Annotated in this window: 29 protein-coding genes, 2 tRNA genes and 1 pseudogene; 26 read left to right on the top strand and 6 right to left on the bottom strand. The window is 41.8% G+C overall.

The features are described from left to right. Positions 1-188 precede the first annotated feature (188 nt). The 8 genes from alaS to trxA all read left to right on the top strand — a co-directional run bounded on the left by alaS (position 189) and on the right by trxA (position 7,697). On the top strand, positions 189-2,831 hold the full coding sequence (alaS, locus tag LRC_RS07265) for an alanine--tRNA ligase (RefSeq protein WP_014073809.1): 2,643 nt from the start codon (positions 189-191) through the stop codon (positions 2,829-2,831). A gap of 164 nt (positions 2,832-2,995) precedes the next feature. Beyond that, positions 2,996-3,256 carry an IreB family regulatory phosphoprotein gene (locus tag LRC_RS07260; RefSeq protein WP_041820043.1) on the top strand — a complete coding sequence of 87 codons (261 nt, stop codon included), beginning with the start codon at positions 2,996-2,998 and terminating at the stop codon, positions 3,254-3,256. Further along, entirely contained in the window at positions 3,256-3,702 is a 447-nt protein-coding gene (gene ruvX, locus LRC_RS07255) for a Holliday junction resolvase RuvX (protein ID WP_004563438.1), read from the top strand. Before LRC_RS07260 ends, ruvX begins: the two co-directional genes overlap by 1 nt. 10 nt (positions 3,703-3,712) lie before the next feature. After that, positions 3,713-3,997 carry a DUF1292 domain-containing protein gene (locus LRC_RS07250; protein ID WP_003694544.1) on the top strand — a complete coding sequence of 95 codons (285 nt, stop codon included), beginning with the start codon at positions 3,713-3,715 and terminating at the stop codon, positions 3,995-3,997. 136 nt (positions 3,998-4,133) lie between these two features. Beyond that, positions 4,134-4,385 carry a cell division protein ZapA gene (zapA, locus tag LRC_RS07245; protein WP_014073807.1) on the top strand — a complete coding sequence of 84 codons (252 nt, stop codon included), beginning with the start codon at positions 4,134-4,136 and terminating at the stop codon, positions 4,383-4,385. Further along, the gene (locus tag LRC_RS07240; RefSeq protein WP_014073806.1) at positions 4,382-4,921 is read left to right on the top strand and encodes a CvpA family protein; all 540 of its coding nucleotides are present in this window, start codon (positions 4,382-4,384) and stop codon (positions 4,919-4,921) included. Before zapA ends, LRC_RS07240 begins: the two co-directional genes overlap by 4 nt. A 19-nt stretch (positions 4,922-4,940) precedes the next feature. Continuing rightward, the gene (locus tag LRC_RS07235) at positions 4,941-7,301 is read left to right on the top strand and encodes an endonuclease MutS2 (protein ID WP_014073805.1); all 2,361 of its coding nucleotides are present in this window, start codon (positions 4,941-4,943) and stop codon (positions 7,299-7,301) included. 84 nt (positions 7,302-7,385) lie between these two features. After that, positions 7,386-7,697, top strand: a complete 312-nt coding sequence (trxA, locus tag LRC_RS07230; protein WP_014073804.1) for a thioredoxin — start codon at positions 7,386-7,388, stop codon at positions 7,695-7,697. A gap of 52 nt (positions 7,698-7,749) precedes the next feature. Here trxA and LRC_RS07225 read toward each other — a convergent pair whose 3' ends face one another. After that, complete coding sequence (locus LRC_RS07225; protein WP_014073803.1) at positions 7,750-8,229, bottom strand: YslB family protein; 480 nt, start codon at positions 8,227-8,229, stop codon at positions 7,750-7,752. A gap of 153 nt (positions 8,230-8,382) precedes the next feature. Between LRC_RS07225 and LRC_RS07220 the strand changes: the two genes are divergently transcribed. From LRC_RS07220 to LRC_RS07205, 5 genes are all read left to right on the top strand, one after another. After that, positions 8,383-8,979, top strand: coding sequence for an XTP/dITP diphosphatase (locus LRC_RS07220; protein WP_014073802.1), 597 nt, complete (start codon positions 8,383-8,385; stop codon positions 8,977-8,979). A gap of 5 nt (positions 8,980-8,984) precedes the next feature. Further along, complete coding sequence (locus tag LRC_RS07215) at positions 8,985-9,515, top strand: YfcE family phosphodiesterase (protein WP_014073801.1); 531 nt, start codon at positions 8,985-8,987, stop codon at positions 9,513-9,515. A gap of 1 nt (position 9,516) precedes the next feature. Next, on the top strand, positions 9,517-9,681 hold the full coding sequence (locus tag LRC_RS11575; RefSeq protein ID WP_014073800.1) for a hypothetical protein: 165 nt from the start codon (positions 9,517-9,519) through the stop codon (positions 9,679-9,681). A gap of 46 nt (positions 9,682-9,727) precedes the next feature. After that, positions 9,728-9,800, top strand: a tRNA-Glu gene (locus LRC_RS07210). A gap of 195 nt (positions 9,801-9,995) precedes the next feature. Next, positions 9,996-10,316, top strand: coding sequence for a hypothetical protein (locus LRC_RS07205; protein WP_014073799.1), 321 nt, complete (start codon positions 9,996-9,998; stop codon positions 10,314-10,316). A 589-nt stretch (positions 10,317-10,905) separates the two neighbouring features. Here the strand turns inward: LRC_RS07205 and LRC_RS12285 are convergent. The 3 genes from LRC_RS12285 to LRC_RS07195 form a co-directional block, all read right to left on the bottom strand. Then, complete coding sequence (locus LRC_RS12285; RefSeq protein WP_144011404.1) at positions 10,906-11,028, bottom strand: transposase; 123 nt, start codon at positions 11,026-11,028, stop codon at positions 10,906-10,908. After that, entirely contained in the window at positions 11,025-11,801 is a 777-nt protein-coding gene (locus LRC_RS07200; protein WP_167317015.1) for a transposase, read from the bottom strand. Before LRC_RS07200 ends, LRC_RS12285 begins: the two co-directional genes overlap by 4 nt. Before the next feature lie 247 nt (positions 11,802-12,048). Further along, a tRNA-Gln gene (locus LRC_RS07195) sits at positions 12,049-12,121 on the bottom strand. Between the two features lie 200 nt (positions 12,122-12,321). On the opposite strand from LRC_RS07195, the pseudogene tnpA reads away from it, so the two are divergent. The 13 genes and pseudogenes from tnpA to manA form a co-directional block, all read left to right on the top strand. After that, positions 12,322-12,747: pseudogene (tnpA, locus tag LRC_RS12280) on the top strand (IS200/IS605 family transposase); the annotation flags it as partial. Between the two features lie 469 nt (positions 12,748-13,216). Continuing rightward, complete coding sequence (locus LRC_RS10250) at positions 13,217-14,155, top strand: zinc ribbon domain-containing protein (RefSeq protein WP_014073795.1); 939 nt, start codon at positions 13,217-13,219, stop codon at positions 14,153-14,155. A 378-nt stretch (positions 14,156-14,533) separates the two neighbouring features. Continuing rightward, positions 14,534-15,193: an amino acid permease gene (locus tag LRC_RS07180; protein WP_014073794.1), complete on the top strand. Its 660-nt coding sequence runs from the start codon at positions 14,534-14,536 to the stop codon at positions 15,191-15,193. Between the two features lie 31 nt (positions 15,194-15,224). After that, the gene (locus tag LRC_RS07175) at positions 15,225-15,443 is read left to right on the top strand and encodes a hypothetical protein (RefSeq protein ID WP_014073793.1); all 219 of its coding nucleotides are present in this window, start codon (positions 15,225-15,227) and stop codon (positions 15,441-15,443) included. Positions 15,444-15,458: 15 nt separating this feature from the next. Then, complete coding sequence (locus LRC_RS07170) at positions 15,459-15,830, top strand: acylphosphatase (RefSeq protein WP_014073792.1); 372 nt, start codon at positions 15,459-15,461, stop codon at positions 15,828-15,830. Positions 15,831-16,238: 408 nt separating this feature from the next. Beyond that, positions 16,239-17,687 carry an amino acid ABC transporter substrate-binding protein/permease gene (locus LRC_RS07165; RefSeq protein WP_014073791.1) on the top strand — a complete coding sequence of 483 codons (1,449 nt, stop codon included), beginning with the start codon at positions 16,239-16,241 and terminating at the stop codon, positions 17,685-17,687. Further along, positions 17,687-18,427 carry an amino acid ABC transporter ATP-binding protein gene (locus LRC_RS07160; protein ID WP_014073790.1) on the top strand — a complete coding sequence of 247 codons (741 nt, stop codon included), beginning with the start codon at positions 17,687-17,689 and terminating at the stop codon, positions 18,425-18,427. Before LRC_RS07165 ends, LRC_RS07160 begins: the two co-directional genes overlap by 1 nt. 89 nt (positions 18,428-18,516) lie before the next feature. Then, a complete protein-coding gene (locus tag LRC_RS07155) occupies positions 18,517-18,780 on the top strand; it encodes a hypothetical protein (protein WP_003698781.1) in 264 nt (87 codons plus the stop codon). A gap of 118 nt (positions 18,781-18,898) precedes the next feature. Continuing rightward, complete coding sequence (locus LRC_RS07150; protein ID WP_041820041.1) at positions 18,899-20,095, top strand: MFS transporter; 1,197 nt, start codon at positions 18,899-18,901, stop codon at positions 20,093-20,095. A gap of 53 nt (positions 20,096-20,148) precedes the next feature. Then, the gene (locus tag LRC_RS07145; protein ID WP_014073788.1) at positions 20,149-20,478 is read left to right on the top strand and encodes a hypothetical protein; all 330 of its coding nucleotides are present in this window, start codon (positions 20,149-20,151) and stop codon (positions 20,476-20,478) included. A gap of 485 nt (positions 20,479-20,963) precedes the next feature. Continuing rightward, on the top strand, positions 20,964-21,638 hold the full coding sequence (locus LRC_RS07140; RefSeq protein ID WP_014073787.1) for a histidine phosphatase family protein: 675 nt from the start codon (positions 20,964-20,966) through the stop codon (positions 21,636-21,638). Beyond that, on the top strand, positions 21,634-22,635 hold the full coding sequence (locus LRC_RS07135) for a serine hydrolase domain-containing protein (protein WP_041820348.1): 1,002 nt from the start codon (positions 21,634-21,636) through the stop codon (positions 22,633-22,635). Before LRC_RS07140 ends, LRC_RS07135 begins: the two co-directional genes overlap by 5 nt. Positions 22,636-22,722: 87 nt before the next feature. Further along, entirely contained in the window at positions 22,723-23,688 is a 966-nt protein-coding gene (gene manA, locus LRC_RS07130; protein WP_014073785.1) for a mannose-6-phosphate isomerase, class I, read from the top strand. A gap of 390 nt (positions 23,689-24,078) precedes the next feature. Here the strand turns inward: manA and LRC_RS07125 are convergent, their stop codons facing one another. Both LRC_RS07125 and LRC_RS07120 read right to left on the bottom strand, forming a co-directional pair. Beyond that, on the bottom strand, positions 24,079-24,783 hold the full coding sequence (locus LRC_RS07125; protein WP_014073784.1) for a type 1 glutamine amidotransferase: 705 nt from the start codon (positions 24,781-24,783) through the stop codon (positions 24,079-24,081). Further along, positions 24,783-26,135 carry a Mur ligase family protein gene (locus LRC_RS07120; protein ID WP_014073783.1) on the bottom strand — a complete coding sequence of 451 codons (1,353 nt, stop codon included), beginning with the start codon at positions 26,133-26,135 and terminating at the stop codon, positions 24,783-24,785. The genes LRC_RS07125 and LRC_RS07120 overlap by 1 nt, the downstream gene beginning before the upstream one ends. Positions 26,136-26,291 lie beyond the last annotated feature (156 nt).

The raw sequence follows: 26,291 nt of genomic DNA, 5'->3' as shown, positions 1-26,291 counted from the left end.
GGGAGGTGTGAAAGTCCGTCTGAATCATTTGGATGCTCCCCGATGATGAATTACGAATAAAACGTGCTCACGTTAATTGAGCAATTAAGAGGTAAACGATTAAGCATCGTTGCAATCGGGGTGGTACCGCGCAGACAGCGTCCCCGTTGGCAACGGTGTTTTTTGCTTTCAGAAAGGATTTTTTAACGATGAAGGAATTATCTAGCGCACAAGTGCGTCAAATGTATCTGGATTTCTTTAAGGGCAAGGGTCATGATGTGATGAAAAGTGCCCCGCTCATACCGCATGACGATCCGACGCTTCTTTGGATCAATTCAGGCGTTGCGACAATGAAAAAGTATTTTGACGGAACGGTCGTACCAAAGAACCATCGCATCACGAGCTCGCAAAAATCAATCAGAACGAACGATATTGAAAACGTCGGGCATACTGCCCGCCACCATACGCTGTTTGAAATGCTCGGAAACTTTTCCGTTGGTGACTATTTCAAAAAAGAAGCCATTACTTGGGCATGGGAACTTTTGACAAGCGAAGAATGGTTTGCCATGGATCCTGAAAAACTCTATGTGACGGTTTATCCAAAGGACGACGCTGCTCGTGAATGCTGGAAAGAAGTCGGCGTCGAAGACAGTCATATTTATGAAGCAGAAGACAACTTCTGGGATATCGGCGAAGGCCCATCAGGTCCTGATTCTGAAATTTTCTATGATCGCGGTCAAGAAATGAACAACGTTTCAGAAGATGATCCTGAAAATTATCCTGGCGGAGAAAATGAACGCTACCTCGAGATTTGGAACATCGTGTTTTCTGAATTTAACCATAAACCGGACGGAACCTATGAACCGCTTCCGCATAAAAACATTGATACGGGCATGGGGCTTGAACGTGTCGTTTCCGTCTTCCAACATGCCAAAACAAACTTTGAAACGGATTTGTTCATGCCGATTATCGATGAGACGGCCAAGATGGCAAAAGGAGACGTTCATTACGGCGACGATGCCGAAAAGGACATTTCGTTCAAGGTTATTGCAGACCATGCGCGTGCCGTGACGTTTTCAATCGGTGATGGCGCGCTTCCTTCAAACGAAGGACGCGGCTACGTCATTCGTCGTCTGATTCGTCGTGCCGTCATGCACGGCCAAAAACTTGGCATTGAAGGAGCATTCCTCTACAAACTTGTTCCAATCGTCGGCAAAATCATGGAATCCGCATATCCTGAAGTTTTGGAACAGTCCGAGTATATCCAAAAAGTCATCCGTAACGAAGAAGATCGCTTCAATGAAACGCTCAAAGACGGTGTTGGTCTGCTTGAAGACCTTATTTCTGAAACAAAGGCAAAGGGCGAAACGAAACTTGCCGGAGCGGGCGTTTTCAAACTCTATGATACTTATGGATTCCCGTTGGAGTTGACAAAAGAAATTGCAGCCGATCAAGGTCTTGATGTCGATAAAGCAGGCTTTGACGAAGAAATGCAAAAACAAAAGGAGCGTGCAAGATCTGCCCGTGGCAATGCAAAGTCGATGGGCGTTCAAAACGGATTGCTGACCGACATTAAAACGCCAAGCGAATACGTTGGTTACGAAAAACTTGCCGCAGACGGAATTTTGAAAGATATTATCGTTGACAACAAGCTTGTTAACGTCGTTTCTGAGGGAGAAGCACAAGTCATCTTTGACAAGACGCCGTTTTATGCCGAAATGGGCGGACAGGTTGCCGATAAAGGCATCATCAAAAATGAAGACGGAAAAGTCGTGGCTGAAGTCAAGGACGTTCAGCATGCGCCTAACGGTCAAAACATGCACACGCTCAGGGTTTTGGCAGAAATGAAGAAAGATGCGAAATATCGCCTGGAAGTAAACGTTGAATTCCATGACAAGGTCAAGAAGAATCATACGGCGACTCATTTGCTTGATCAGGCTTTGAGGGACGTTTTAGGCGAACACACGCATCAGGCCGGATCGCTTGTTGAGCCAAACTATTTGCGTTTCGATTTCACCAAGATGGGAGCAACGACTCCTGAAGAACTTGAAAAAGTTGAAAAAATCGTTAACGAAAAAATTTGGGCAAACATGCCTGTCGAAACGGTCGTGACGGATATCGAATCGGCCAAAAAGCTTGGCGCGATTGCACTCTTTACCGAAAAGTACGGGGACACCGTGCGCGTTGTCAAAGCAGGCAATTATTCAATGGAATTTTGCGGAGGCAATCACGTTGAAAATACGAACGAAATCGGTTTGTTCAAGATTGTTTCCGAATCAGGAGTTGGCGCTGGCGTTCGCCGAATCGAAGCCGTGACGTCAAAAGAAGCATTTGAGTATTTGGAACGTCGCAACGTTCTTCTGAAAGAAACCGCAGCTGAAATGAAAGTTGCGCAAATCAAGGAAGTTCCGCACAAAGTTCAAGGATTGCAGGAGCAAATCAAAGAGCTTGAAAATAAGGTGTCTGCACTTGAAGACAAGTTTGCAAGTCAACAGGCAAAAGATGTCTTCAAGAATGTTCAAACGGTTGCCGGCAAGACTCTGATTGCTGCTACGGTTAAAGTTTCCGGCATGAACCAGTTGCGTTCTTTGGCAGATCAATGGAAAGAAAAGAGTCTTTCAGACGTTCTTGTCTTAGGTTCTGCATCCGGTGACAAGGTCAACTTGATCGTTGCTGTTTCTGATGATGCCATCAAGTCCGGAATCAAGGCCGGTGATTTGATTAAGGCGATTGCTCCGCTTGTCGGCGGTGGTGGCGGCGGTCGTCCGAACCTCGCACAGGCCGGTGGCAAGAAGCCTGAAGGATTGCCTGAAGCGTTGAAGGCAGCAGAAAAGTGGCTTGCTGAAAAATAGTCATTTAAAGGGACAGGGTCAAACCTGGCCCTTTTTTGTGATATTTATGTAAGTGCTTTCCAAAATTCTGATTACGATTCGTTTACAATAAGATTTATTGATTGTGACATTCTGAATTGTTTAGTAAAATATAATTGATGAATAGATCCGCGGAGGTGTTAAAGATGAGTTCGTTGGATAAGACAATGTACTTCAATTTTGAAGATAATAATCAAAAAGATGTTCGTGAGACGCTTGAAACCGTCTATGATGCTTTAGAAAAAAAGGGATACAACCCGATCAATCAGATCGTCGGCTATCTTCTTTCGGGTGACCCGGCCTATATTCCGCGGCTCAATGATGCCCGAAATCTAATCAGAAGACATGAGCGTGATGAGATTATTGAAGAATTGGTACGTTCATACCTTGATAAGGAGGAGAAATAGTGGCGCGACTAATGGGACTTGACGTTGGTTCGAGGACGGTCGGCATAGCCGTCAGCGATGAGCTTGGTTGGACTGCGCAAGGTGTTGAGATCATCAAAATCAACGAGGAAGAAGCAATTTTTGGGATTGAGCGAGTCAAAGAACTTGTTGAAAAATATGATGTTTGCGGTTTTGTTTTGGGACTTCCGAAAAACATGAACAATACGCTCGGTCCGCGGGCAGAGGCTTCAAAGGCATACGGAGAGCTTTTAATTGAAACGTTCGGCTTGCCGATTGATTTTCAAGATGAGCGATTGACGACCGTCGAAGCCGAAAGGATGCTGGTTGAGCAAGCTGATGCTTCAAGAAAAAAACGCAAGAAAGTTATCGATAAGCTGGCAGCAAGTCTTATTTTGCAAAATTATTTGGATGCTTCCGGAAAACTTTTGGCAGAAATTAAGAAATGAGGTAACGTGCATGAGCGCATATGAAGAACAATATATTACTGTATCAGATGACAACGGCAATGAAACGCTTTACGAAGTTTTGTTCACGTTTGATTCTGAGGATTACGGCAAGTCATACATTTTGTTGATTCCTGCCGGTTCGGAGCCGGGAGATCAGGTTGACGTTCTTGCCTATTCCTTTGATTCCGAAGCAGAAGGCGAAGATGTTGATTTGAATGAAATCGAAAGCGATGAAGAATGGGACATGGTCGAAGGTGTTTTGGACACGTTTTTGAATGACGAGAACATGCAATAAAAATTTGAGCGAGGGTCAATGTTGGCACTCGCTTTTTTTACGGGCATTGAATTTCGCATTCGCACAGTGGTTGTGATAAAATTAAAAGTGGTATAGCCTGAAGGGCTTTGTGATAATATTTTATGAGGTGAAATCGATGTCTGATATGAAGAGACGGTTCAAGATTAAGCTTGGCGGAAACGAATATACGATTATCGGAAACACGACCCCCAAAAAGATGGATGCGGTTTCCAGACTGCTTAATGAGCAATTGGCAGAGATTTCCAAACAGATGCCGTCATTATCAACTGAAAAAGCGGCAATACTTTTGGCAATCAATGCAATGTCAGATTGTCTTGAAAAGCAGGAAGAACTTGATAGATTAAGGGAAGAGAAAGGAAGCAAATGAGCGTTTCGCTGATTATTGTTTTATTGCTGATAATCGCATATCGTGCAGGAGCCAGGAGGGGATTGGTTCAAACAATCGTGAATGTCGTCGGTTACGTTGCGGTCGCCTTTGCTGCCGGCTATTTAGCACATGAGTACGGACCCTGTTTTGCAGAAAAAATGCCTCAGATTGCTAATGAAGGAAACGGTTTTTTAGCAGTTGCCGGGATTAATCTCAACAGTTCATTTTATCAGATTATGCTGTTTTGGATCTTTACAATCGGTTTAGGAATCGTTTTTCGTATGATGTCTGGTTCAATCGGAATTTTTGCGAAAATACCGGTCGTTTCATCGGTTAATCGGATTTTGGGCGGATTGGCATCATTTTTAATGATGTATGCCGTCATCTTTTTTGCATTGCTTTTCGCTGCTTCTTGGCCAAATGCAAGGGTGAGAAATTCAATCGATGACTCAACGATCGCAAGGTTTATTTTGAACAAGACGCCTGGTCTGTCCGAAAAAATAATTTCCGATTGGCTTCCGATAAAAGACGTCTGATTTATGAAAGGAGTTTGCCGTGAACGAAAAGGGTTTAAAAACGCTTGAATACGATAAGGTCAAGAATATGCTATTGGCGTATGCAACGACCGAAATGGGGAAAAACATGGTTTTTGAGTTGGCTCCGTCATCTGATTACGAATGGATCGAACAAGCGTTGGATGAAACAAAGGATGGGGCTGACATATTGAGACTCAAGGGCGGAATTCCGATTCCGAAACTTGAATCCGTAAAAAAACATTTAAAAAGACTTGACATCGGTGCTTCGCTCAGCGCAAAAGAACTTGCGGAAATAGGACGTGTTTTGCGCGTTACGAATGAAACGAAGCGGTTCTTTCGAGATCTTGAAGCGGATGAAATCGAACTGAATCATCTTTATGACGAAGCAGACATGTTGGAGACGCTTCCTGACGTATCAAGACGTTTGTTGATGTCGATTGAAAATGACGGGCACGTAACTGATGAGGCTTCGTCTCTTTTGGCAAGTCTGAGACGTCAGATTACGACAACGGAAGGAGAAATCAGAAATCGGCTTGGTAATTTCGTACGGGGCAAGTCTTCAAAATATTTGAGCGACTCGCTGGTCACAATCAGAAACGAACGCTACGTAATTCCCGTTAAAGCAGAATATAAGAATGCTTTTGGCGGAATCGTTCATGATCAAAGTTCTTCCGGGCAGACGTTGTTCATCGAACCGAAAGAAATCGTTGAGCTGAATAATCGTTTGCGTCAACAGCAGATTGCTGAAAAAGAAGAAATCAAGCGGATTCTTGAAGAATTATCCGAATTGATTGCTCCTTATACTGAAGAAATTGAAAACAACGCCAAAATTTTGGGCAAATTTGATTTTATAAATGCCAAGGCCAAACTTGCGCATGATCTAAAAGCAACTCAGCCGTTGATTTCAAGAGAAAATGACGTCTACCTGCGACAAGTATGGCATCCTTTGCTTGATTCAAAAAAGGCCGTTCGAAACGATGTTGCAATCGGCAAAGATTACCAGGCAATCGTGATTACCGGACCAAATACCGGTGGCAAGACGATTACGCTCAAAACGCTCGGATTGGTCAGCATGATGGGACAGTCCGGCTTGTTTATTCCTGCGTTTGAAAATAGTCGAATTGGCGTATTCGATGATATTTTTGCGGATATCGGCGATGAGCAATCGATTGAGCAGAGCTTGTCGACGTTTTCGTCACATATGACGAATACCGTCGAAATTTTGAAAAGCATTGATGAACGTTCACTGGTTTTGTTTGATGAGCTTGGAGCCGGGACAGATCCTCAAGAGGGTGCGGCCTTGGCAATCGCGATTTTGGATGCGGTCGGTGCCAAGGGCAGCTATGTTGTTGCAACGACTCATTATCCGGAACTTAAGGCCTATGGTTATGAGCGCCCGCAAACGATCAATGCTTCAATGGAGTTTGATGCTGAAACGCTCAAGCCAACGTATCATCTGCTGATCGGCATTCCGGGACGAAGCAATGCTTTTGACATTTCCAAACGACTTGGACTTGATGATGAAATTGTGGAGGCAGCAAGGAAGCTGACGGATCAGGACAGTCAGGATTTGAACGAAATGATTGCCGATCTTGTTCAGAAACGTCATGAAGCAGAAGAGGAGAAGGCAAGATTTAAAAAGTATCTTGATGAATCAGAAAAGCTTCATGCTGATTTGGAAAAAGGCTACGGAACCTATGTTCGCGAACGTGACAATATGATTGAGAACGCTAAAAGGAAAGCTAACGAAATCATCGAGAATGCTCAAAAGAAATCAGAAGAAATAATTTCTGAACTTCACAAGATGAAACAAAGCGGGGCGTCTTTAATCAAAGAAAATGAGCTGATTGATGCAAGATCGCGTTTGAATGACCTTGAGCAGCCGATAATGCTCAAAAAGAACAAAGTGCTGCAGCGTGCCAAGAAACAGCAGGAATTTCATGAAAATGACGACGTGCTCGTCAAAACGTATGGTCAACGCGGTGTGTTGACGAAACGCCTCGGGAAACACGAATGGGAAGTTCAGCTTGGCATTTTAAAAATGAAAATCGATGAAGACGATCTTGAGAAGATAAAGGTTGAAGAAAATAACAGGCGTGGAGCCGGAACCGTTCTTAAGTCGTCCGGGTCAAGTCACGTTTCACCGCAGCTCGACCTCAGGGGGCAGCGATACGAAGAAGCGATGGTCAACGTTGACCGCTATATGGATGCTGCAATTCTTGCAGGCTATCCATCGGTTACGATCGTTCATGGCAAAGGGACTGGTGCTTTGCGCCAAGGAATCATCAAATATCTTCAGCAGCATCGTACCGTCAAGCATTTTGAATTCGCTTCTCCAAGCAACGGCGGAAACGGTGCAACCGTTGTTTATTTTAAGTAAGCAAAAACTTCGCACCTTTTTTGGCACTGTGTTACAATGAACTCATGAATCAGGATTCACCAAATTTGAGAGGAGAAACGAATAATGATTGAAAATTTGACGAATGACAATTTTGCGGAAAAAACGGCTCAAGGATTGACTTTTACTGATTTTTGGGCAACATGGTGCGGACCCTGCCGGATGCAAGGACCGGTTGTCGAACAATTGTCAGAAGAGCTTGACGGAAAGGTTTCCTTTTTCAAAGTTGACGTTGACGAAAATCAGGTAACTGCTGAAAAATTCGGCGTTATGAGCATTCCGACGATGATTATTCAAAAGGACGGCAAAGTGGTCGACACGGTCATTGGATATCACGAAAAAGATGCTTTGAAGAAAATCATCGAAAAGTACCTTTAATCAGAAAAAATGATGATTTAAAAAGCTTCCCCGTTTAATGAGGAAGCTTTTTTTAGTCTTTGTTCAAATGCAGAGGAGATGCCGCTTCTTGTTCGTAATCCGCAAAATCAATCGGGTCTTTCGAATCTACCTGAACCAAAAAAGTTACGGTATTGCTTGTTTGTTTTTCGATGATTGCTTCAGTTACGAAACCTAGCTGCAATTGAATCGTTTCAGCCAAAAAGCCGGCTTCGAGCAAGAAATCAGCCTTGGGGTTTAATTGCATTCGCAAGGCAACGGGTTCTCCGCTGAGTTCGAAATACTGGTTGTCATGTTTAGCTTTTGTTCTTTTGAGCGTTCCCCACTCTGCTTGTTCAAAAAAGATCGGAAGGTCTTCATCTTTTGCGAGCGGAAAGATTCGCGCCAATCGTTTTCCTGACCAATATAAAATATTGTTTTCTTTGCCCAAAAGTTCCGGCAAAAGTGCATCTCTTAAAAGTTCTGATGAAAATTTTCCCTTTGAAGATGCGATATTGTAAAAATTTTCCTGCATGTCAGATTTGTTCTCCCTTATTGAAGTCTCTACATAACATTATACATTGTAACAGAGTGATTTTCGAATATTTTTGCAGCGATTAAAGTCAGCTTGCAAAAGACGTAAAAATTGAGCATAATTAACGTAAATAAAAAATTGAGGTAAAGTTTTATGACTAAGATTTTGATAGCAACCAAAAATGCCGGCAAGGCTCGTGAGTATCGCAAACTTTTTGAACCAAAAGGGATTGAGGTTATTACTTTGAAAGACTTGAATGAACAAGTTGAAATCATTGAAAATGGCAAAACTTTTTCAGAGAATGCTTTGATTAAGGCACAAACGCTGACTGATAAACTCAACATTCCCGTTTTGGCTGATGATTCCGGATTGGTCGTCGATGCGCTGAATGGAGCGCCTGGAATCTATTCTGCAAGGTATGCGGGTGATCATGATGATGAAGCTAATAACAAAAAGCTTTTGAAAGCATTGAAGAAAGTTCCTGACGAAAAGCGTACGGCACATTTTCATTGTTCAATCGTGGCTACTGCGCCTGACAAGACTCCGTTGGAGGCAAACGGTGACGTCTATGGCCTGATTGCGCATGAAAAGCATGGCGAAGACGGTTTCGGCTACGATCCGTTGTTTTACTATCCTGAATTTGGCAAGACTTTTGGCGAAATCGGGATGGAAGAAAAAAATAAGGTCAGTCATCGTGCAAAGGCAACCGAAAATTTGTTGGAAAAGTTTGACGAATGGTGGAACGAATAGGGGGCATGGAGATGCTTTATTTAATCGTAAGCGACAGTCACGGAGATCGCGATATTTTATGCAAACTTGTTAAAAATTATACAGGAAAAGTTGATGCGATGTTTCATTGCGGCGACTCAGAACTCAAATCTGACGACGAACTGTTTGATAAAATGATCGTCGTCGGGGGAAATTGCGACTATGATCCTGAATTTTTAGGACAAGCGGTAAAGCAGGTCGGCCCCGATCGAATGCTGCTTGTTCACGGACATCTTTTGGGCGTGGGCTTTGGTTTGAATCGGCTTGATTTTAAAATGCAAGAGGAAGGCTGCGGAATTGCATTTTTTGGTCACACTCATCAGTTGGGCGCAAGTTTTAATGATGAACGCTTGATGATCAATCCGGGAAGCATCAGTTTTCCAAGAGGAAAATACGCATCAATCGGAGGAACGTACGCGCTTCTTGAAACGGATGAGGATTATTATCGAATCCAGTATTATGATCGTGACATGAAACCGATTAAAGAATTAAAGGTCGTGTTTGAACGTGGAAAGTAGTTTGGAAAAGCTGATAGTTTGGAGCGTGATTGACGTCTTGCTTTTCGTTTCGAGAAGTTTTTTTGATTCAAAGCTGATATCTTTGGTTTTCGTGTTCTGCACCATATGGGTGTTCATCTTGTTCGTCGGATATGCGATTCAGGCGTTTGATCGTTTAAAAAAATAGTTGACTTTTCAAATTAACAGAGTATAATAAAAAAAGTAAGTTATTTTGCCCGTTGGTCAAATTGGTTAAGACGTCGCCCTCTCAAGGCGGAGTTACGGGTTCGATCCCCGTACGGGTGATATTGAGGCTGGGAAGGTTATCCCAGCCTTTGTTATTATAGCGATGTTTAAAGTCTGGGGACGTTCTTTGATGAAAAGGATGTGTTCAAGGACTTAAAAAGCAAAACGCTTTTTCAGGATTGATATTTTTGAGATAAATGCTATAATAAAGCAAAGAAAAACACGGAAAACTGTCAAAAAGGAGGAAACATGCTAATGTTGAGAAGAACTAAAAATTTTTTAAATGCTCATGGTGTCGAGTATGAAAAAGAGCACGTTAATCCGTTGATGGTGCCTGAGAGAGTCTATGTGTTGAAGTTTGGAAAGCGTGACGGCGAGTTTTTGAATCGTTTCATCGTAGAACATTCGTATACATGGACCGGTCGCGACAAAATCAATAAGATTACGTTGCGTTTGCACGGTCAAAAGCACCCGCGTGAATTTGCAAATGAAGCAAAGTTGTTGCAGTACTTGGAAAAACATGCCGATCGTTATGTCAAAAAACAAGGAAACAAAAAGGCGGGAAAAAATTCCTAGTACCGAACGGTTTTGGAAATATTCAAAATAACAAAGAGACTGGGAAAAAAACTATGCCTCAAATTGAAAAAACGGATGATTTGCAATTATTTGCAAATCATCCGTTTTTTTGCGTATGCATGACAATCGCTTGCTATGATGGAAATAAGAAAAAAGTGGGTCTTTGTCAAATGGTGTTGATGACCTCGAAAACTTCACTTCAGAAATGGAGTGGAGTTTTTTTGTTCCCGTCGGTTTCTTCTGTGTTTTTTCAAATTGGTACAGTTACGTATCAACACCGCCTGCGTTTCCGCCGGCGTGGATTCATGTATGAATTCCTGCCGTTGATTCGCAAAGCTCGAACGCGCTGCGACCTAACTGGGTTTCACCTCGCAGCCCGTTCCGCCCAGGTACTCTCACTTGGCAGGATCGCCTGCTGGCGTTCTAGCAGGCCTGGTGCTCACGGGCTAAGCGCTCGGTTCCACACCTTGTCTCTGTCGCGCGCTCCACGACTTTTCCCGGTTGCGGTTGACATCACAATGCTTACCCGCCGGAAACTACGGCTGGAGGAAGTGTATTCAGAGAGGCTGTCTCAAAAACACTTCCAGCGTCAGCTTCTGATCAGCGCAATGCGTTTCCTTAAGTTATCAAGATACCTGAATCCAAAGCAACTGCGCTTCAGACTCTTGATTCTGCGTTTTATTCCTTCAACCGGACCGGTTGGAGAAATCAATACTCGACGCTGTTAAGAACGGCTGTCATGTTCTTCTTCAAGGTGGAAATGGCTGTGTCCATGTTCTGACCCGAACGACGGTAGTTTTCCAGGACATCAATGAGCCTCTCCCTGTTTTTTTCCTTCAGTGCATTGAATACATCCTGATACGCATCGTAGACCTTTTCAAACTGCGGGTGATTTTTGACAATCAGGTCAAGGGCATTCTGTTGCGTCATGTATTCATTGACTCCCCGTAAATAAACCGACCTGGCAGCTTCAAGGTCAGCGGAATCCTTGTGAAACAGCCGCCAGTGTGCCTTCAGTATCTTGTATTCCCTGCAGTGGCAGTCGTTCATCTTCTTCATCAGGCTTATCCTTGCATTGCCCAGCGCTCTTCCGACCAGCTGTACGATGTGGAAGCGGTCGATGATGATCCGGGCATTCGGAAACAATGCCTTGATGAACTTGATGTACTGGGCATTCAGGTCGACAACTACGGATTTCACCGCAGCTCTTTCCCGGTTCGTATAGCGGTTCATGAAGTGCTCCCTGATTGTCTTCGTCAATCTGTTTTCAAGAATAGCCACGATGTCATGACTTCCTTCAGTGTCGCAGCAGGTGAATGACATGGTGCTGTTCACGGAACGGAATTCATCAAAGCAGAGATTCTCGGGCAGTCTTGCGACTCTTGACTTCAATTCAACGGCTTCGTCAATTATTCTGATGACGCTTGAAGGCGAACAGTGACAGATTCTGGCGATGCTTGTCGCAGTGATTCCCTCCCGTGCCATGTGCAGGACGCTTCGCTTCAGCTGCATTTGTATAGTTTCATTTTAGAGCATTGCGAAGATATTTTGTGAATACAAAAAATGGTGTTGAAAAATCATCATCAACACCATTTAGTATAGACCCAGAAATTTCGCGAATGAATGACATGTATGTCAAAACAAGGCGTTGTTGATGAAACGGCGCCTTGTTTTTAAGCGGACTATACAAAAAAAGCCAGGCATAAACCTGACTTTAAAAATATCAAAGAGATTGGGCATACAGGGTTCGAACCTGTAAATTATGGATTCAGAGTCCACTGCCTTACCAATTTGGCGAATGCCCAATAAATCAACCAACTTCTATAGTATATAAAAATGGCGAAAAAATGTCAATGGTAAATTGGAATTATTCCCAGATATTTTTCGCGTAGCGCGCGTGGAAACTCGGTAACTTATTACCGAGAGGAACGCGCCTTTTTTTAGTGCTCAATAATTGACAATGCAAATAATTAATTATAAGTTATAATAAACAATGATAAGGTTGATGACAATGCAAAAGCATTCCAGCGAATTAAATTATGCTAGAAGTAGCGTTTATTCTTTACAATATCATTTGATTTTAGTCACGAAATATAGACGCGATGTCTTAATTACTGATATAAAAACAGAATTAGAAGAATTATTGAAGAGTATGACAGAACAATTTTCGGGTAAAATAATAGAAATCAATATCATGCCCGACCATGTGCATATGTTAATTGATGCGAGTCCTAAACATTCCATTTCTTCAATGATGAAAGGATATAAGGGAGTCTCAGCCAGAATGCTGTTTATGCACCACCCGGAAATAAAAGAAAAATTATGTGGAGGTCATTTGTGGCAACCAAGCTATTTCGCATGTACTGTGAGTGAGCGTTCTGAAGATATGATTAGAGAATATATTAGAAAACAAAAGAAAAGTAAAGTAAAGGGAAGATATAAAATGCTAAAGCTGCCAAAGACAACTGAATATATTAGAGTAAGACGATATCGTTTAGTTGCCACTAATGATTTGACAGCTAAATTTGAAAGAAATATTGAAGCGAAAAACAAAATATACAATTACGTACTTAAATACTTAGAGAAGACCTATGGTGTTAAAAATTTAAAACGACCATATCCGAACAACAAAAAAGCTAAGTTATTTTTAGCTAAAGATGTTTTGATTCCGAAAATCTTAAAAGACTTATATGGATTATCCAAATGGGATGGCAAAAAAGTCGGGATTCACTCACGAGCGTTAAGAGACGAATACTTAGTATCTATTTTAACTAACTTTGGTGAATACCGAAAAAATTTAATATCTGCGTCTAAGATGTCTAAACAAAATTAAAAAGGATTATCAAAATAATTTACATGATAATAATCCTAAACATAAATCATGGTATCGTAAAAGGTCTTTGAATTATTTGCGCCCCAATCAAAGTAAAAACTGTGTATCTCTCCCTTCAAGCGGACAAGCCAAGATTATTTCAGCACATTTTATTAAAATTCAAGATTACGGCACTATTCAAGTTGTTGAGAACATTAAAAATATGAAAAATACCAAGATTGTCACAACTAAAATCAAACGCAAAGCTAACGGGCAGTTTGAGCTTCAGATTGTATTCAAAACTATTAATGAACGTAAAGGAATTGTTAATATGATTGGTGCCGATTGGAATATGAAGAATAATAAAATTTGGCATACATCTGATAATGATGAGTTGTATCTTAGTAAGAACGTATCGGATAAAGCTGACAAATTAGAAGCTGAAATCAACAAGTTGAAATCTCAAAGAGATTTAATAACTTGGTTGTCCCAAAAATCCCAAAGGATAACTAAATTAAACGAAGATATACGATATTTAAGCAGCAAACGCAGTCACATTCCAACTGCAGAATATAAGCGAATGGCAAAAGAACTATTTGCTGAAAATGATTTAATTGCGATTGAAAATTTAAACGCAAAGAAAATGAGGAAGCGAAATCAAATTAACGTTAAGCAAAACAAAGCTAAGAATCGTAAATTAGCGAAGATAAAGCCGTATGAAATGGGACGATTACTGATTCAAATGGCTAACCGTTTAGGGAAAACGGTTATCTTAGTTGACAGTTACAAAACTAGTCAAGCGGAATACGGGACCAAATACCAGGAAAAACATGATGTAAATGATGGAAAATGGGTGTCGAAGCATACTGAAGCAATTATCGAACGGGATTTAAATGCAAGCAGGAATATTTTAGCATGGGCGTTAAATCCCAAAGAACATATCAAATATAAAGAAAGCTTGAAATTATACAAAGAAGGCAAAATAAAAACAGCAATTAAACCATTGAATTTAATTACTGTTAATTAGAAATATAGGCGAGACAGAACCTTGTCGTCTTAAATGGCTATAAGATTTGATGTAGGCGTATCACTCTGAGCTTGCGAAACGAGTGCGATATATCGTTGGAGAGTCTTAAATGACTACCGTATTTTAAATACGTATTGCCTAAACGTTTTTAGGAATAATAGCTAAAAAGTAGCTATTGCCACTAGGAAGCTCGGTACTTTAGTGTCGAGTTCCGTTCACATAATATAAAATATCAAGAAAGCGGTCGGCTGAAAAAAGCAGGAGCGTATGCAAAAAAAGGCCTGCGACAGCTGGAAAATATTGAGAAAGGAGCATCGAGACGTCTTTTGATCTTTTATGCGTCTTGCTTGAAGTAATGAAAAAGAAACAAAGTTTGATTTGACCACCAGCATTGTCGGATCTTCAATCGGCACCGGTATTTTTGGACTTAGCAACGATTTGGCAAAGGCAGCGGCACCGGGACCAGCATTAATTGCGTGGCTGATTGTTGGTACCGGGACGTTTTGCCTGGTTGCTTCGCTGAATAATTTGGGACAAAAACAATCTGAATCAGGGATTTTCGGCTATGCAGGCAAATGCTTCGGGCCAATGGGAGAATTCATGTCAGGATGGACCTATTGGATATCGGGATGGATGGGCAACGTTGCTTATGCGATGATTCTGATGAGCGCAATCGGTTTTTTTATGCCTGAATTGAGGGGGATGGGCAACTTTTTAAAAAGCGTCAGCTCAATTTTTATCCTGTGGTTTTTGTCTTTTTTGGTAAATCGCGGTATAAAATCCGCATCATTCATAAATGCGATCGTGACTTGTGCCAAAGTCATCCCTTTGACCTTGTTTATCGTTGTAATGGCAGTCAGTTTCAAAGCAGGAATCTTAACAGCGGATCTTTGGGGAAAAGTCAATGGCCGCACTATTTCTGGTACATATCAGTCAACAAGTGTTTTTAAGCAGATTTCATCATCTTTAATGGTGATGGTGTGGGCATTTTACGGACTTGAAGGGGGCTTCTCTTTTTGTCGGACTGGACCAAATTAAATACAGCTACGAGCACGAGGAATATGGGAACTTGTTGATTGGGATCGGTGTCATCGTGCCGCAGATCTGGGCACTTTTGATGTTTAGATATTGGCAGGCATTGGGACTGTTCGTACTGTATTTGCCAGGACTGGCACTTTATGCATATGCGAGAAAAGAATACGGAAAACGCTTGGAAATAAAAGAAAAGGTCGTCATAGTTCTGAGCGTGCTTGCCGGTATTGAGATAATTTCAATGGCATTTTTCTAAAGCGAGGTAATCAAAATGTTTGATGGAATTAAAAAGTGGTTCGGACAACTGTCTGAGCCGGTTCAAAAAGAAAAGGCAGTTTTGCAAAAATTCAGCGCAAAATATCAAGATTGCGATAAAGTAAGGCTTCATTTGATTTTTTACGGAAAAGTTCAAGGCGTGGGGTTCAGGTATCGTTCGACGATGCTCGCAAACGAACTTGGACTGACCGGATGGGTTAAAAATCTTGCAGACGGAACGGTCGAGATGCAGGTACAAGGATCGACGCGAGCAATTGATAAATTGGTTGAGGAACTCTCAGACAACCAATTTATTAAAATTGACAAAATCGATGATCAAAAGATTTGCATTAATAATTCTGAAAGAAAATTTGAAATGGCTAATTAAAATCAACGAACAAAACGATGAAGTATGAAACTGTTTGTTTTGCACTAAATTATATATAGATTAATTCAAGGCTAGTTAGGCAAAAAATGACTAATTTAAAAGAAAAACAGTTTCGAAACGGTTTTTAAATGTCATAAAAAGTAACGCCTTGTCGGCAGTTGCTTTTCATGCAGCATGCAAAGACTTCGTGCTGTGTTTAATAAAAATTCAATTTTTGAATAGTCCAAAAAGAAGCTCGATGATTTCAAGAAGAAAATTTTTAAAGATGCAAAAAATCACACAAACATGAAAAGATAGCGGGTTCCGTAGATTATTAAAAAAAGATTATAATGCTTTAATGTAGCATTTTGTGACAATCATATGCTATACTGAGACCATACCATTTTTTAGAGAAGGGGAAGTTCGCTAATGAAAAAAATTGTTTCAATGCTATGTGCTTTTTTAGGGTTGTTCATGATAGGGTTCACGGTCCAGCCGTCTTCGACTGCGCAAGCATCTGAAAAGACTTACGTTATTGATACTGATGTTACCTTTCCCCCATTTGTCTATGCCAACGAAGACAATAAATACGTCGGAATTGACATGGATTTGATTCGTGCGATTGCGAAAGAGGAAGGCTTCAAAATTAAGATTCGTCCTGTCGGATTCAATGCTGCCGTTCAATCGGTCAGTTCCGGCCAGGCGGACGGCGTAATTGCCGGAATGTCGATTACGGACGAACGCAAAGCCAAATTTGATTTTTCCGATCCTTATTATTCATCGGGAATCGTCATGGGCGTCAAGCCTAATGGCGACTTTAAATCCTTAAAAGATTTGAAAGGCAAGAAAGTTGCCGTAAAAACCGGTACTTCCGGTGCTGATTATGCCAACTCAATCAAGGACAAATACGGATTCAAGGTCGTAACTTTTGATGATTCCGACAATATGTACAACGATGTCAAAAACGGAAATTCGGCTGGATGTTTTGAAGACAGCGCCGTTTTGGCCTATGGAGTTAAAACCGGTTTGGGACTTAAAATTGCAACCAAGTCGACAAATATTGGAGATTACGGATTTGCGGTCAAGAAAGGCCATAACAAAGAACTTATGAAAATGTTCAACGAAGGTTTGGCCAAACTTAAAAAGAACGGTGAATACGACAAGATCATCGAACGCTACACTGGCGAAAAGGCTACGCATGCCAAAAAGGAAAAAGCTGCAAACAGTCATACGATTATCGGATTGCTTAAAGAAAACGGCGGAGTAATCGTTTCTGGTTTGTTTGAAACAATCAAGCTTACGGTTATTTCAATTATCTGTGCGACGCTGTTCGGAATTTTGATCGGTTTCTTAGGAGTTGTTCCGAATAAGATTGCCCAAGGAGTTTCAGGGGCGGTTATTTATATTTTCCGTGGCTTGCCGTTGATTGTTTTGGCGTTGTTCATATATAACGGAATTCCAAGTTTGACCGGCAGCAAGATTCCGGCATTCGTTGCGGGCGTGATTACGTTGATGCTGAATGAAGGCGCATATATTGCGGCATTTGTCAAAGGCGGAATCGAAGCCGTTGATTCAGGACAGATGGAAGCTGCCAGGAGTCTTGGCCTTCCGTTTGGAAAAGCGATGCGCAAGGTTGTTTTGCCTCAAGGAATCAAAATCATGATACCTTCATTTATCAATCAATTTATCATTACCTTGAAGGATACTTCGATTCTTTCTGTTATCGGTTTGCTTGAACTGACGCAGACCGGCAAGATTATTATTGCACGTAACCTTGAAGGGTTCCGTGTTTGGACGATCGTTGCAGTAATCTACTTGGTTCTCATCACAGTGTTGACGCTGTTATCAAAGTGGGTAGAACGGAGGATTAAAGACTAATGGCAGAATTGAAAGTTAACGTTACAAATCTTGTTAAAAACTATGGATCAAATCATGTTTTAAAAGGAATTGATTTTAAAGTAGCAAACAATGAAGTCGTTGTTTTGATCGGGCCTTCCGGGTCGGGCAAAAGTACGCTTCTAAGATGTCTGAACAAACTTGAAGAACCTACTTCCGGAACAATCGTGATTGACGGTCAGGACATCAGTGATCCGAAGACCGATATCGATAAGGCTCGTGAAAACATCGGCATGGTTTTTCAGCATTTCAATTTGTTCAACAATTTGAGCGTCAGCAAAAATATTACGCTGGCACCTGTTGAACTTGGCAAAATGTCTGAAGAGGAAGCAGAAAAACAGGCACGGAATCTTCTTGAAACTGTTGGTTTGGAAGATAAGTTTGATGCAATGCCAGCCTCGCTTTCAGGCGGACAAAAGCAGCGCGTTGCAATTGCTCGTGCTTTGGCAATGAAACCTGATATCATGTTGTTTGATGAACCCACTTCAGCACTTGATCCTGAAATGGTCGGGGATGTTTTGAACGTAATGAAGAAATTGGCCAAAGAAGGAATGACGATGGTCGTTGTTACCCACGAAATGGGTTTTGCAAAAGAAGTCGCCGATCGAGTCGTTTTCATGGCTGATGGAAACGTTGTCGAAGAAGGAACGCCTGAAGAGGTCTTTGATCATCCGCAAAACGAACGGACGAAATCTTTTTTGGAAAAAGTCATCAATGTTTAATTATGTCTAGCTGCTTTTAGGATATTAGCGGCTTCATGAGCCGTTTCATAAAGAGGCGGCTCTTTTTTCAAGTCAAGGAGGGTTTTTGAATGAATAAAGTTTTGCTTGTAATGCATGACTCATCCGGTTCGTTTTATCGGATGAATAAGACTGCTTTTGAGACAATGCCTGTTGCAGGACAGTATATCTACAATTCCGACGGCTTGGCATACGTTGTTGAAGAAGTCTGCCTGTTTGCTGGATACGTTTCGGAAAAAGGTGCAATTGCAATTTTAGTAGTTCATCCTGCACCGAGCGATTCCCCGGAAGCTGAAATTTTCGGACTTAACATTGAAGAAGATCTTGATGATTAGAATTTTAATGTTAAAGGAAAACTAATCTTAATAAGAAAGCGCTGCACAAGAGATTGGATATTGAAAAATTTTTGAGTAAGAGTGATAATTGAAAGTATCTAGCGAGGAGTGATGTTTTTTGATTTACAAGGATATGCCGGCTTCTTGGCGAAGAACTTTTTTGACTCTTTGGCTAGGGTGTTTCATCACTGGACTTGGTTTTTCGATGACAATGCCGTTTATGGCTCTTTACATTGAAAGTTTCGGCCATTACAGCCGGACGCAAATCAATTTTTATTCCGGATTGGCATTTTCGGTTACTTATTTTGCTCAGGCCGTTGTTTCTCCTTATTGGGGCAATCTGGCAGATCGAAAAGGACGCAAGCTGATGTGCCTGCGTGCTTCCGGCGTGATGACGTTTACCGTTTTTTTGACCGGGCTTGCAACCAACGTCTACATGATTATCTTTTTGAGACTTTTGCAGGGAGCTTTTTCTGGTTACATCAACAACTCGACGGCCTTTATGGCCGGTGAAGCTCCAAAGGGACATTCTGGGGCCATCATGTCGCAAATGATGACTGCCAGCGTGACCGGCAACTTGCTTGGTCCAATGTTTGGAGGCGCGATTGCTGGTATTTTCGGATATCGTGCCCCGTTTATGATATTTGGCGTCTTGATGGGAATCGTCTTTTTGATGACTTTGACGACAAAAGAGCACTTTACGCCGATTCCTGCTAAAGAAATGAAGCCGATGAAGGAAGTTTTTGCAGGTTTGAAAAATCGTCGCCTGATTTTCTTCATGTTTGCAACTACGCTGTTGGTTCAAATGTCATTGATGTCAATTTCGCCAATCATAAGCTTATTGGTCAAACAATTAATGCATGGCGTCGGCAATATTTCGTTTGTTAGCGGCATCGTTGCTGCAATGCCCGGATTTGGCACTTTGCTTGTTGCATCGAGATTAGGAAACAAGATGGATGAGGTCGGACCGCTAAAAATTTTGATGCTTGGTTTGATTTTGGCAACTTGTTTGTTTATTCCGATGTATTTTGCATCGAGTCCGGTTTCGCTCGGAGGTTTACGCTTTGCTTTAGGCATGGCGAATGCAGCAATGCTTCCGGCCGTTCAGACCGTTTTGACGATCTCGGTTCCGCACGAGGCGTTTGGCAGAATATTCAGTTGGAATCAGTCGTTTCAAGCGGCAGGAGGGATGTTTGGACCAATGATCGGTTCTGCGGTTTCAAGCATATTCAGTTATCAGAGCGTCTTTTTGGCAACGTCAATTTTTGTTTTCATCGATTTTTTGATCGTATTCTCAGTGAGAAAAATGGCTTGAAATTAAGCGGCCATTTTGAGATTCAGCATGTTTTTTAAGAGAGAAGGGCAGACATGGCAAGCAATTCAGATTCTATTTTCAATCTTCTTTCGTATTTGAAGCGACATCCAGAGGAACGATATATTGTCAAATCGCATTGTACGAACGTGGTTCAGATTTTTGTCAAAGATACCGTCAAAGTTTCCGATGCGGATATTTATTTTCCGGACAATAAGCTGATGGTCAATCGTTTGGAAGACAGTTTTTTAGAGCAGCATGGAAGCCTGCTTGATTATTATTGGAATCAGCTTGGCAAAAAAAGCATCGGCTTTCACGAAATTTGGGCAACGACTTCACACTTAAAAAAGCGGGCCGCGTATTTTGTAGAGCTGTCATATGAATAGAATAAGATTGATAAGCGTTTTTTCGACTTCGATCGTTGACGTTTCAATCTGAAAAGAGGCTGGGAAAAACTATGCCTCAAATTGAAAAACCGGATGATTTGCAAGCAATCGCAAGTCTGATTCGGTTTTTTTGTATGCATGACAATCGCTTTCCGTGATGGAAACAGCCGAAAAGAGGCCGGTGGCAAATTTGAATGAGATTTTGACTAGATTAGTTGAGCAGCACTGTATTTAAAAAATGACTGACAAAAGCAGTCGCAAATCGACCGTCTTCGTTTGGTATTTCATTTAATTCAAGAGAAAAACTGGACTTTTTTTCCAGCCTTTTTTTTGATAAACGCATTTCGAATCAACTCGGATGCGCTGTTTTTAAAATTGAATTTTTGATGCCGCAAGCACTGGATTTTGAAAAAAGAATGAAACGTTTTGCATGTCGTACTATAATATAATTAGACACGATTCCAAGAAATGAGGTGAGAAGATTCATGGCTACGATTCATTTTTATTTGGTTCGTCACGGACAAACGAGATTAAATCGCTCAAGAAGACTCCAAGGAACAACCAACTCGCCGTTGACCAAAAAAGGCAAACGAATGGCGAAGCGACTTGGCAAGGAGTTGCAAAATATTCGATTTACGGCCGTTTATACGAGCGATCTTAAGCGAACTCATGAAACTGCCGAATTGATCCTTTCGGAAAACAAGCGAGGATGTCCGCCCGTATACCGTGATCCAGACTTGCGTGAACTGAGCTTTGGAAAATTTGAAGAAGCAAACAACATGACGGTAATTCCGACTGCGCTCAGAACGCTTGGATTGCGCAGGATTTTGCGTGCTTTTGCAAATGATGAGCACGTGGCAGAGCTGACCGAGCTGTTCAGAACAATGGATGGCGAAGAAGAAATCGAAACCTCGGTTCATTTGGAAAAACGTTTCAGGCGGGCGCTTGAAACGATTGCGCAAGAATATCCTGATCAGAATGCGAATATTTTGATCGTTACGCATGGCCTGATTCTTTCCAACTTCATTGAAAGTTTGAAAGGCGAGGTGCCGTTATTTTTGGTCGATAATTCGCGAGCCAGCCTGATAGATTACAAAAACGGCAATTTCGAAATAAAATATGTAAACCAGATTAAGCAAGAGAGTGAAAAGATTGATTAATGAAAAAACAACGTCCTTGATTCATAAATTGGCTGAGGAAGGCATCGTTCCTGGCGTCTCGTATGCTATGATCAAGGACGGATACGTTCAAAGCGAAGTTTTTGGAATGGAACAGGTGGTTCCGTTCAAAAAGAAATTGACGTATGGCAAGCTGTATGATGTTGCATCTTTGACCAAAGTCATCGGGACGACGACTTTGATTTTGCATTTGCAGGAGATTGGAAAGTTAACGGTTGATGATCGGGTATGTGACTATCTTGAAAAATTCAGTGACAAAAGAGTCACCCTCAGGCATTTATTGACTCATACGTCGGCGCTTACCGGATATATCAAAAATCGCAATGGACTTTCTGCAACCGAGCTGATGGATGCTTTATATACGTTAAAAGTCGGCGACTGGTTCGAAAAGAAAGTCGTCTATGCAGATATCGGTCCGATTCTTTTGGGACAGATTATTGAAAAAATATACGGGATGCCGGTCCAGGATGCGATTGAACAAGAAGTTCTCAAACCGCTCGGATTGAAAGAAAGTACTTTTACCCCTTCAAGCGACAAATGCGTACCGACGGAATACACTGAAAAACGTGGATTGATTCAAGGCATCGTTCATGATCCAAAGGCGTTTATTCTTGGCAAACATTGCGGATCTGCCGGATTGTTTATGAGTCTCAATGATTTGGTGCGTTTTTCGAACTGGATGCTTGAAAATGATCCGCACAAGCCGGTCGTGTCTGATGCAACGATCAGGAGCCTGTTCCAAGATCATACTCCAAACAGACATCTTGGCCGCTCTTTAGGATGGGATCTGCGTTTTTCTTATGATGGAACACCTTGTCTTTACCATACCGGCTTTACCGGAACGTTTATTTTGATTGACAAGAAACGGCAATCAGCATTGATTGTTTTGACCAACCGCGTGCATCCGACTTCGGACAATCAAAAATTTCTTGATTGTCGCGATAAGATCATCGAGTGTTATTTAAAAGAAAATCAATAAAAGTAGATGAAAATGTTTACAAATATTTTGTGCAAAAACAAGAAAGCCATGCTATAATATGTATATACATTTTTAGAGGTGATTTTGATGACGGAACCAATGTTTTTAAAGCCTGTCTTCCAGGAAAAAATATGGGGCGGCAATCGTTTAAATACTGTTTACGGATACGACATTCCAAGTGATCATACGGGTGAATGCTGGGCAATTTCAGCACACAAGCATGGCCCTGCAACGGTCATTAACGGACCATACAAAGGGATGACTCTTGACGAAGTTTGGAATAAGCATCGCGAAGCATTCGGGAATGCTGAAGGTGACGTTTTTCCGCTTTTGACAAAGATTTTGGATGCCAAAAAAGATCTTTCCGTTCAAGTCCATCCTGACGATGCTTATGCCGAAGAACACGAACACGAACTCGGCAAAACGGAATGCTGGTATGTTTTGGCTGCTGATGAAGGAGCGCAGATGTACTATGGTCATCATGCGAATAGTCGTGAAGAATTAGCTGAAATGATTGAGAATCACGAATGGGACAAGCTTTTACGCAAAGTTCCCGTTAAACCTGGTGATTTTTTGTACGTTCCTTCTGGTACGATTCATGCAATCGGTGCCGGTATCATGGTGCTTGAAACGCAGCAAAGCTCTGACACGACATACCGTCTTTATGATTTTGATCGCGTTGATGCAACAACGGGGAAAAAGCGCGAACTTCACATTAAGCAATCAATCGACGTTACGAACGTTCCGCATGTGGATCCAAAGATTGACCGCAAGGAATATAAAGTTGGCGATGCTGAGGTTACGCGTTTTGTTTCGACTGACTTCTTCGCCGTCTACAGATGGGTTCTTAAGGGCGGCAGCGCAACGTTCAAGCGCGAAGAAGCACCTTATACGCTCGTATCCGTTTTGGACGGCAAAGGCAAGCTGACGGTTGACGGCAAGGATTATGAAATTGAAAAAGGCGTTCACTTCGTTCTTCCATTTGATGTTAAGGAATGGACCGTTTCAGGCAACGTCATGATTATCGCTTCTGAACCTGGTCAAAAAGCTTAATTTAAATATTTGAATTTGAACAGGCTTGAAAAACTATGCCTCAAATTTAAAAACCGGATGATTTGTAATCAATTGCAAATCTGTTCCGGTTTTTTTGTGTATGCTTGACAATTGTCCGTGATGATGGAAATAACTCAAAGCAACACGTGTCCGTAGATTTGAATGAAATCCTGGATGGATTGTTTGAGCGGCACTGTATTTAACTAAAAAGAGTAGTTTTATACATCAAAATTAAGGGGATGCTGGACAAAATCAGTCAGAAACCGACCGCATTGTTCGATATTTCATTTAATTCAAGAGGAAACGTGACTTTTGCAGCCTCTTTTTAGCATTTAGAGACGCAAAAAAGACGAGAAAACAAATTCCTCGCCCCGAAACGTTTACGTTCCATTAATAAGTTGCCTTGATTTCCAACGCTTCCTGTTTTGAAAAATCATCATTCGGATATTTGCGTTTTAACGCAGCGAGCAGCAAACGCTTGGCCAAAAGACCGTTTCTTGCAAGAATCGGTCCATGGAAGTATGAGCAGCAGACGTTTTTGTAGATGGCTCCTTCAGTCTTGTCGCTTCCGTTGTTGCCATTTCCTGAAATGACGATTCCGAGCGGCTTTTCATCTTCTCCAAGAAAAGTCAATCCGTTGTGGTTTTCGAAACCATGGTATGTTTCGCCGGTTTCTTCGTTTTTAATCGTAATGTCACCGATGAAACGATGGTTGATCTGACTTTCAGTATGATGGCTCAAGGCATGAATACCTTCGATTCTTTCACCGTGAGCACCGATATAGTATTGACCAAGAAGCTGATAGCCACCGCAGATGGCAAGCATCGGGCCATCGTCTTCAATGAATGTCGTCAAAGATTCCTTCATGCGCTGAATGTCTTTTGAAACGATTGCCTGCTCAAAATCCTGACCGCCGCCGAAAAAGGCAAGATCAAATTTTTTTTCATCGAAGTCCTGTTCAATCGAGACGATTTCGCTGGTAAACTCGATGCCCATTTGTTTTGCATAATACTCAAGCACCAAAACATTGCCGATGTCTCCGTAAGTGTTCAAAAGATCGCCGTATAAGTGTGCCAAATGAAGCGAGTAGCCCATCAGTCCATCCCTCCTTTGATATATCTTTGTTCGCTCAAAAGCTTGCGCAACTGCAAAACGGCAGTATATGTTGCCAAAACGTAGACATGATCAGTCGGCATCTGTTTGATAAACGAAACAACGTCTTCGAGCTTTTCGCGCTGACTGAAGTTTTTTTCAGGAACGCCGGCAACTCGCAAACGGAAAGTGATATCCTTATAGCGCTCTCCGCCCGTTAAAACGGAAGGAATTCTGTCAAACGGCAGTCCTTCGAAGTTACCGTCCCAAATCCAGCTTGTATCGATTCCGTCAGCATAATTGGCATTAAGCAGGACTGCCAGTGAAAAGGGTTCCTTGTCGGTTGAAATCATTTCAAGAACCTGGTCGAGCCCGACCGGGTTCTTGACCAGGATCAAAGTCGTCTGTTTGTCGTCAATGTTGATGACTTCCTGTCTGCCAAAGACTTTTTCATCGTTATCGCTCAGAGCTCGTGCGGATTCATCTCCTGAAAGTCCCAGGGTTCGGCCGACTGAATATGCTGCCAGGGCATTGTAGATATTATAGGTTCCGCCGATATGCAGCTCGACTTTTGCGCTGTCAATTTCAAAAACAGATGATTGTGGCGACTGAGAACTGATCTGATTTAGCGAATACGTCAGTTCAGGTCGTTTAAAACCGCATTCGGGACAGAAATATTTGCCAAGGTTGCTGTAGGTTCTGTATTTAAAATGCAGAATATGGTGGCAGCGCGGACAAAGCAGACCATCGGTATTTGCGGGAGCTTTTTGATCTTCTTCTTCTTTGTCTGCAAAACCGTAGTAAACGACCTTGTTTTTCAATTCTTTGCTGTTGAAGATCGGAGCATCTCCATTGGCAATCACGAGCGCATCAGGATGCATGCGAATTCCGGTCAGAATTTTATCATAAGTCGTGTAGATTTCACCGTAGCGATCCATCTGATCGCGGAAAAGATTGGTCAAAACAAAAATTGAAGGACTTACGTAGCGACAGATAATCGGAACATTAGCTTCGTCCGTTTCGAGGACGGCCAGCTTTTTGCCGGATTTTTCTGAAACTTTATCCGATAAAAATGCAGTGACGATACCTTGTTTCATGTTTGAACCGCTCTTATTGGTCAGAACGTGACCGAATTTTGATTCAAGGACTTTGACCGTCAAAGCCGTGGTCAGAGTTTTGCCGTTCGTGCCTGTGATGACAATGATTTCGTAGTCTTTGGCAAGGGTTTGAAGCACGTTCGGATCAATTTTGAGGGTCAATTTGCCGGGAAGAGAGGTTCCTCCGTGCATAAAGTTATGCAAAAACCAGCGGGAAGACTTTCCGGCTAGAATTGCAAGTGAACTTCTGAAAGACATTTTACTTCCTCCAATTCTAGATACATCAAAAACATTTTACCATGAATTTTGCATAAGGCACGTATTTTGTTCGGACAAAAAATTTTTAGTGATGAAATTTTTGCGCGAATAATATATACTTGAAAGGAACGAATTTTTTCAGATGGGGGCTTATCA

The organism is Ligilactobacillus ruminis ATCC 27782, from assembly GCF_000224985.1.
GTDB lineage: Bacteria > Bacillota > Bacilli > Lactobacillales > Lactobacillaceae > Ligilactobacillus > Ligilactobacillus ruminis.
Note: the sequence above shows the minus strand (reverse complement) of the source record. Positions and strands in the feature narration are given on the sequence as shown.

What these genes read in the sequence shown, in the direction of transcription:
- LRC_RS07260 (WP_041820043.1), top strand. Translation starts at nt 2,996, where the DNA reads ATGAGTTCGTTGGATAAGACAATGTACTTCAATTTTGAAGATAATAAT.
- LRC_RS07225 (WP_014073803.1), bottom strand. Translation starts at nt 8,229, where the DNA reads ATGCAGGAAAATTTTTACAATATCGCATCTTCAAAGGGAAAATTTTCA.
- LRC_RS07120 (WP_014073783.1), bottom strand. Translation starts at nt 26,135, where the DNA reads ATGTCTTTCAGAAGTTCACTTGCAATTCTAGCCGGAAAGTCTTCCCGC.
- LRC_RS07165 (WP_014073791.1), top strand. Translation starts at nt 16,239, where the DNA reads ATGAAAAAAATTGTTTCAATGCTATGTGCTTTTTTAGGGTTGTTCATG.
- LRC_RS07155 (WP_003698781.1), top strand. Translation starts at nt 18,517, where the DNA reads ATGAATAAAGTTTTGCTTGTAATGCATGACTCATCCGGTTCGTTTTAT.
- LRC_RS07170 (WP_014073792.1), top strand. Translation starts at nt 15,459, where the DNA reads ATGTTTGATGGAATTAAAAAGTGGTTCGGACAACTGTCTGAGCCGGTT.
- LRC_RS07160 (WP_014073790.1), top strand. Translation starts at nt 17,687, where the DNA reads ATGGCAGAATTGAAAGTTAACGTTACAAATCTTGTTAAAAACTATGGA.
- manA (WP_014073785.1), top strand. Translation starts at nt 22,723, where the DNA reads ATGACGGAACCAATGTTTTTAAAGCCTGTCTTCCAGGAAAAAATATGG.
- LRC_RS07240 (WP_014073806.1), top strand. Translation starts at nt 4,382, where the DNA reads ATGAGCGTTTCGCTGATTATTGTTTTATTGCTGATAATCGCATATCGT.
- LRC_RS07145 (WP_014073788.1), top strand. Translation starts at nt 20,149, where the DNA reads ATGGCAAGCAATTCAGATTCTATTTTCAATCTTCTTTCGTATTTGAAG.
- LRC_RS07140 (WP_014073787.1), top strand. Translation starts at nt 20,964, where the DNA reads ATGGCTACGATTCATTTTTATTTGGTTCGTCACGGACAAACGAGATTA.
- LRC_RS07200 (WP_167317015.1), bottom strand. Translation starts at nt 11,801, where the DNA reads ATGGCACGGGAGGGAATCACTGCGACAAGCATCGCCAGAATCTGTCAC.
- alaS (WP_014073809.1), top strand. Translation starts at nt 189, where the DNA reads ATGAAGGAATTATCTAGCGCACAAGTGCGTCAAATGTATCTGGATTTC.
- LRC_RS07215 (WP_014073801.1), top strand. Translation starts at nt 8,985, where the DNA reads ATGGAGATGCTTTATTTAATCGTAAGCGACAGTCACGGAGATCGCGAT.
- LRC_RS07250 (WP_003694544.1), top strand. Translation starts at nt 3,713, where the DNA reads ATGAGCGCATATGAAGAACAATATATTACTGTATCAGATGACAACGGC.
- LRC_RS07220 (WP_014073802.1), top strand. Translation starts at nt 8,383, where the DNA reads ATGACTAAGATTTTGATAGCAACCAAAAATGCCGGCAAGGCTCGTGAG.
- trxA (WP_014073804.1), top strand. Translation starts at nt 7,386, where the DNA reads ATGATTGAAAATTTGACGAATGACAATTTTGCGGAAAAAACGGCTCAA.
- zapA (WP_014073807.1), top strand. Translation starts at nt 4,134, where the DNA reads ATGTCTGATATGAAGAGACGGTTCAAGATTAAGCTTGGCGGAAACGAA.
- LRC_RS07205 (WP_014073799.1), top strand. Translation starts at nt 9,996, where the DNA reads ATGTTGAGAAGAACTAAAAATTTTTTAAATGCTCATGGTGTCGAGTAT.
- LRC_RS07125 (WP_014073784.1), bottom strand. Translation starts at nt 24,783, where the DNA reads ATGGGCTACTCGCTTCATTTGGCACACTTATACGGCGATCTTTTGAAC.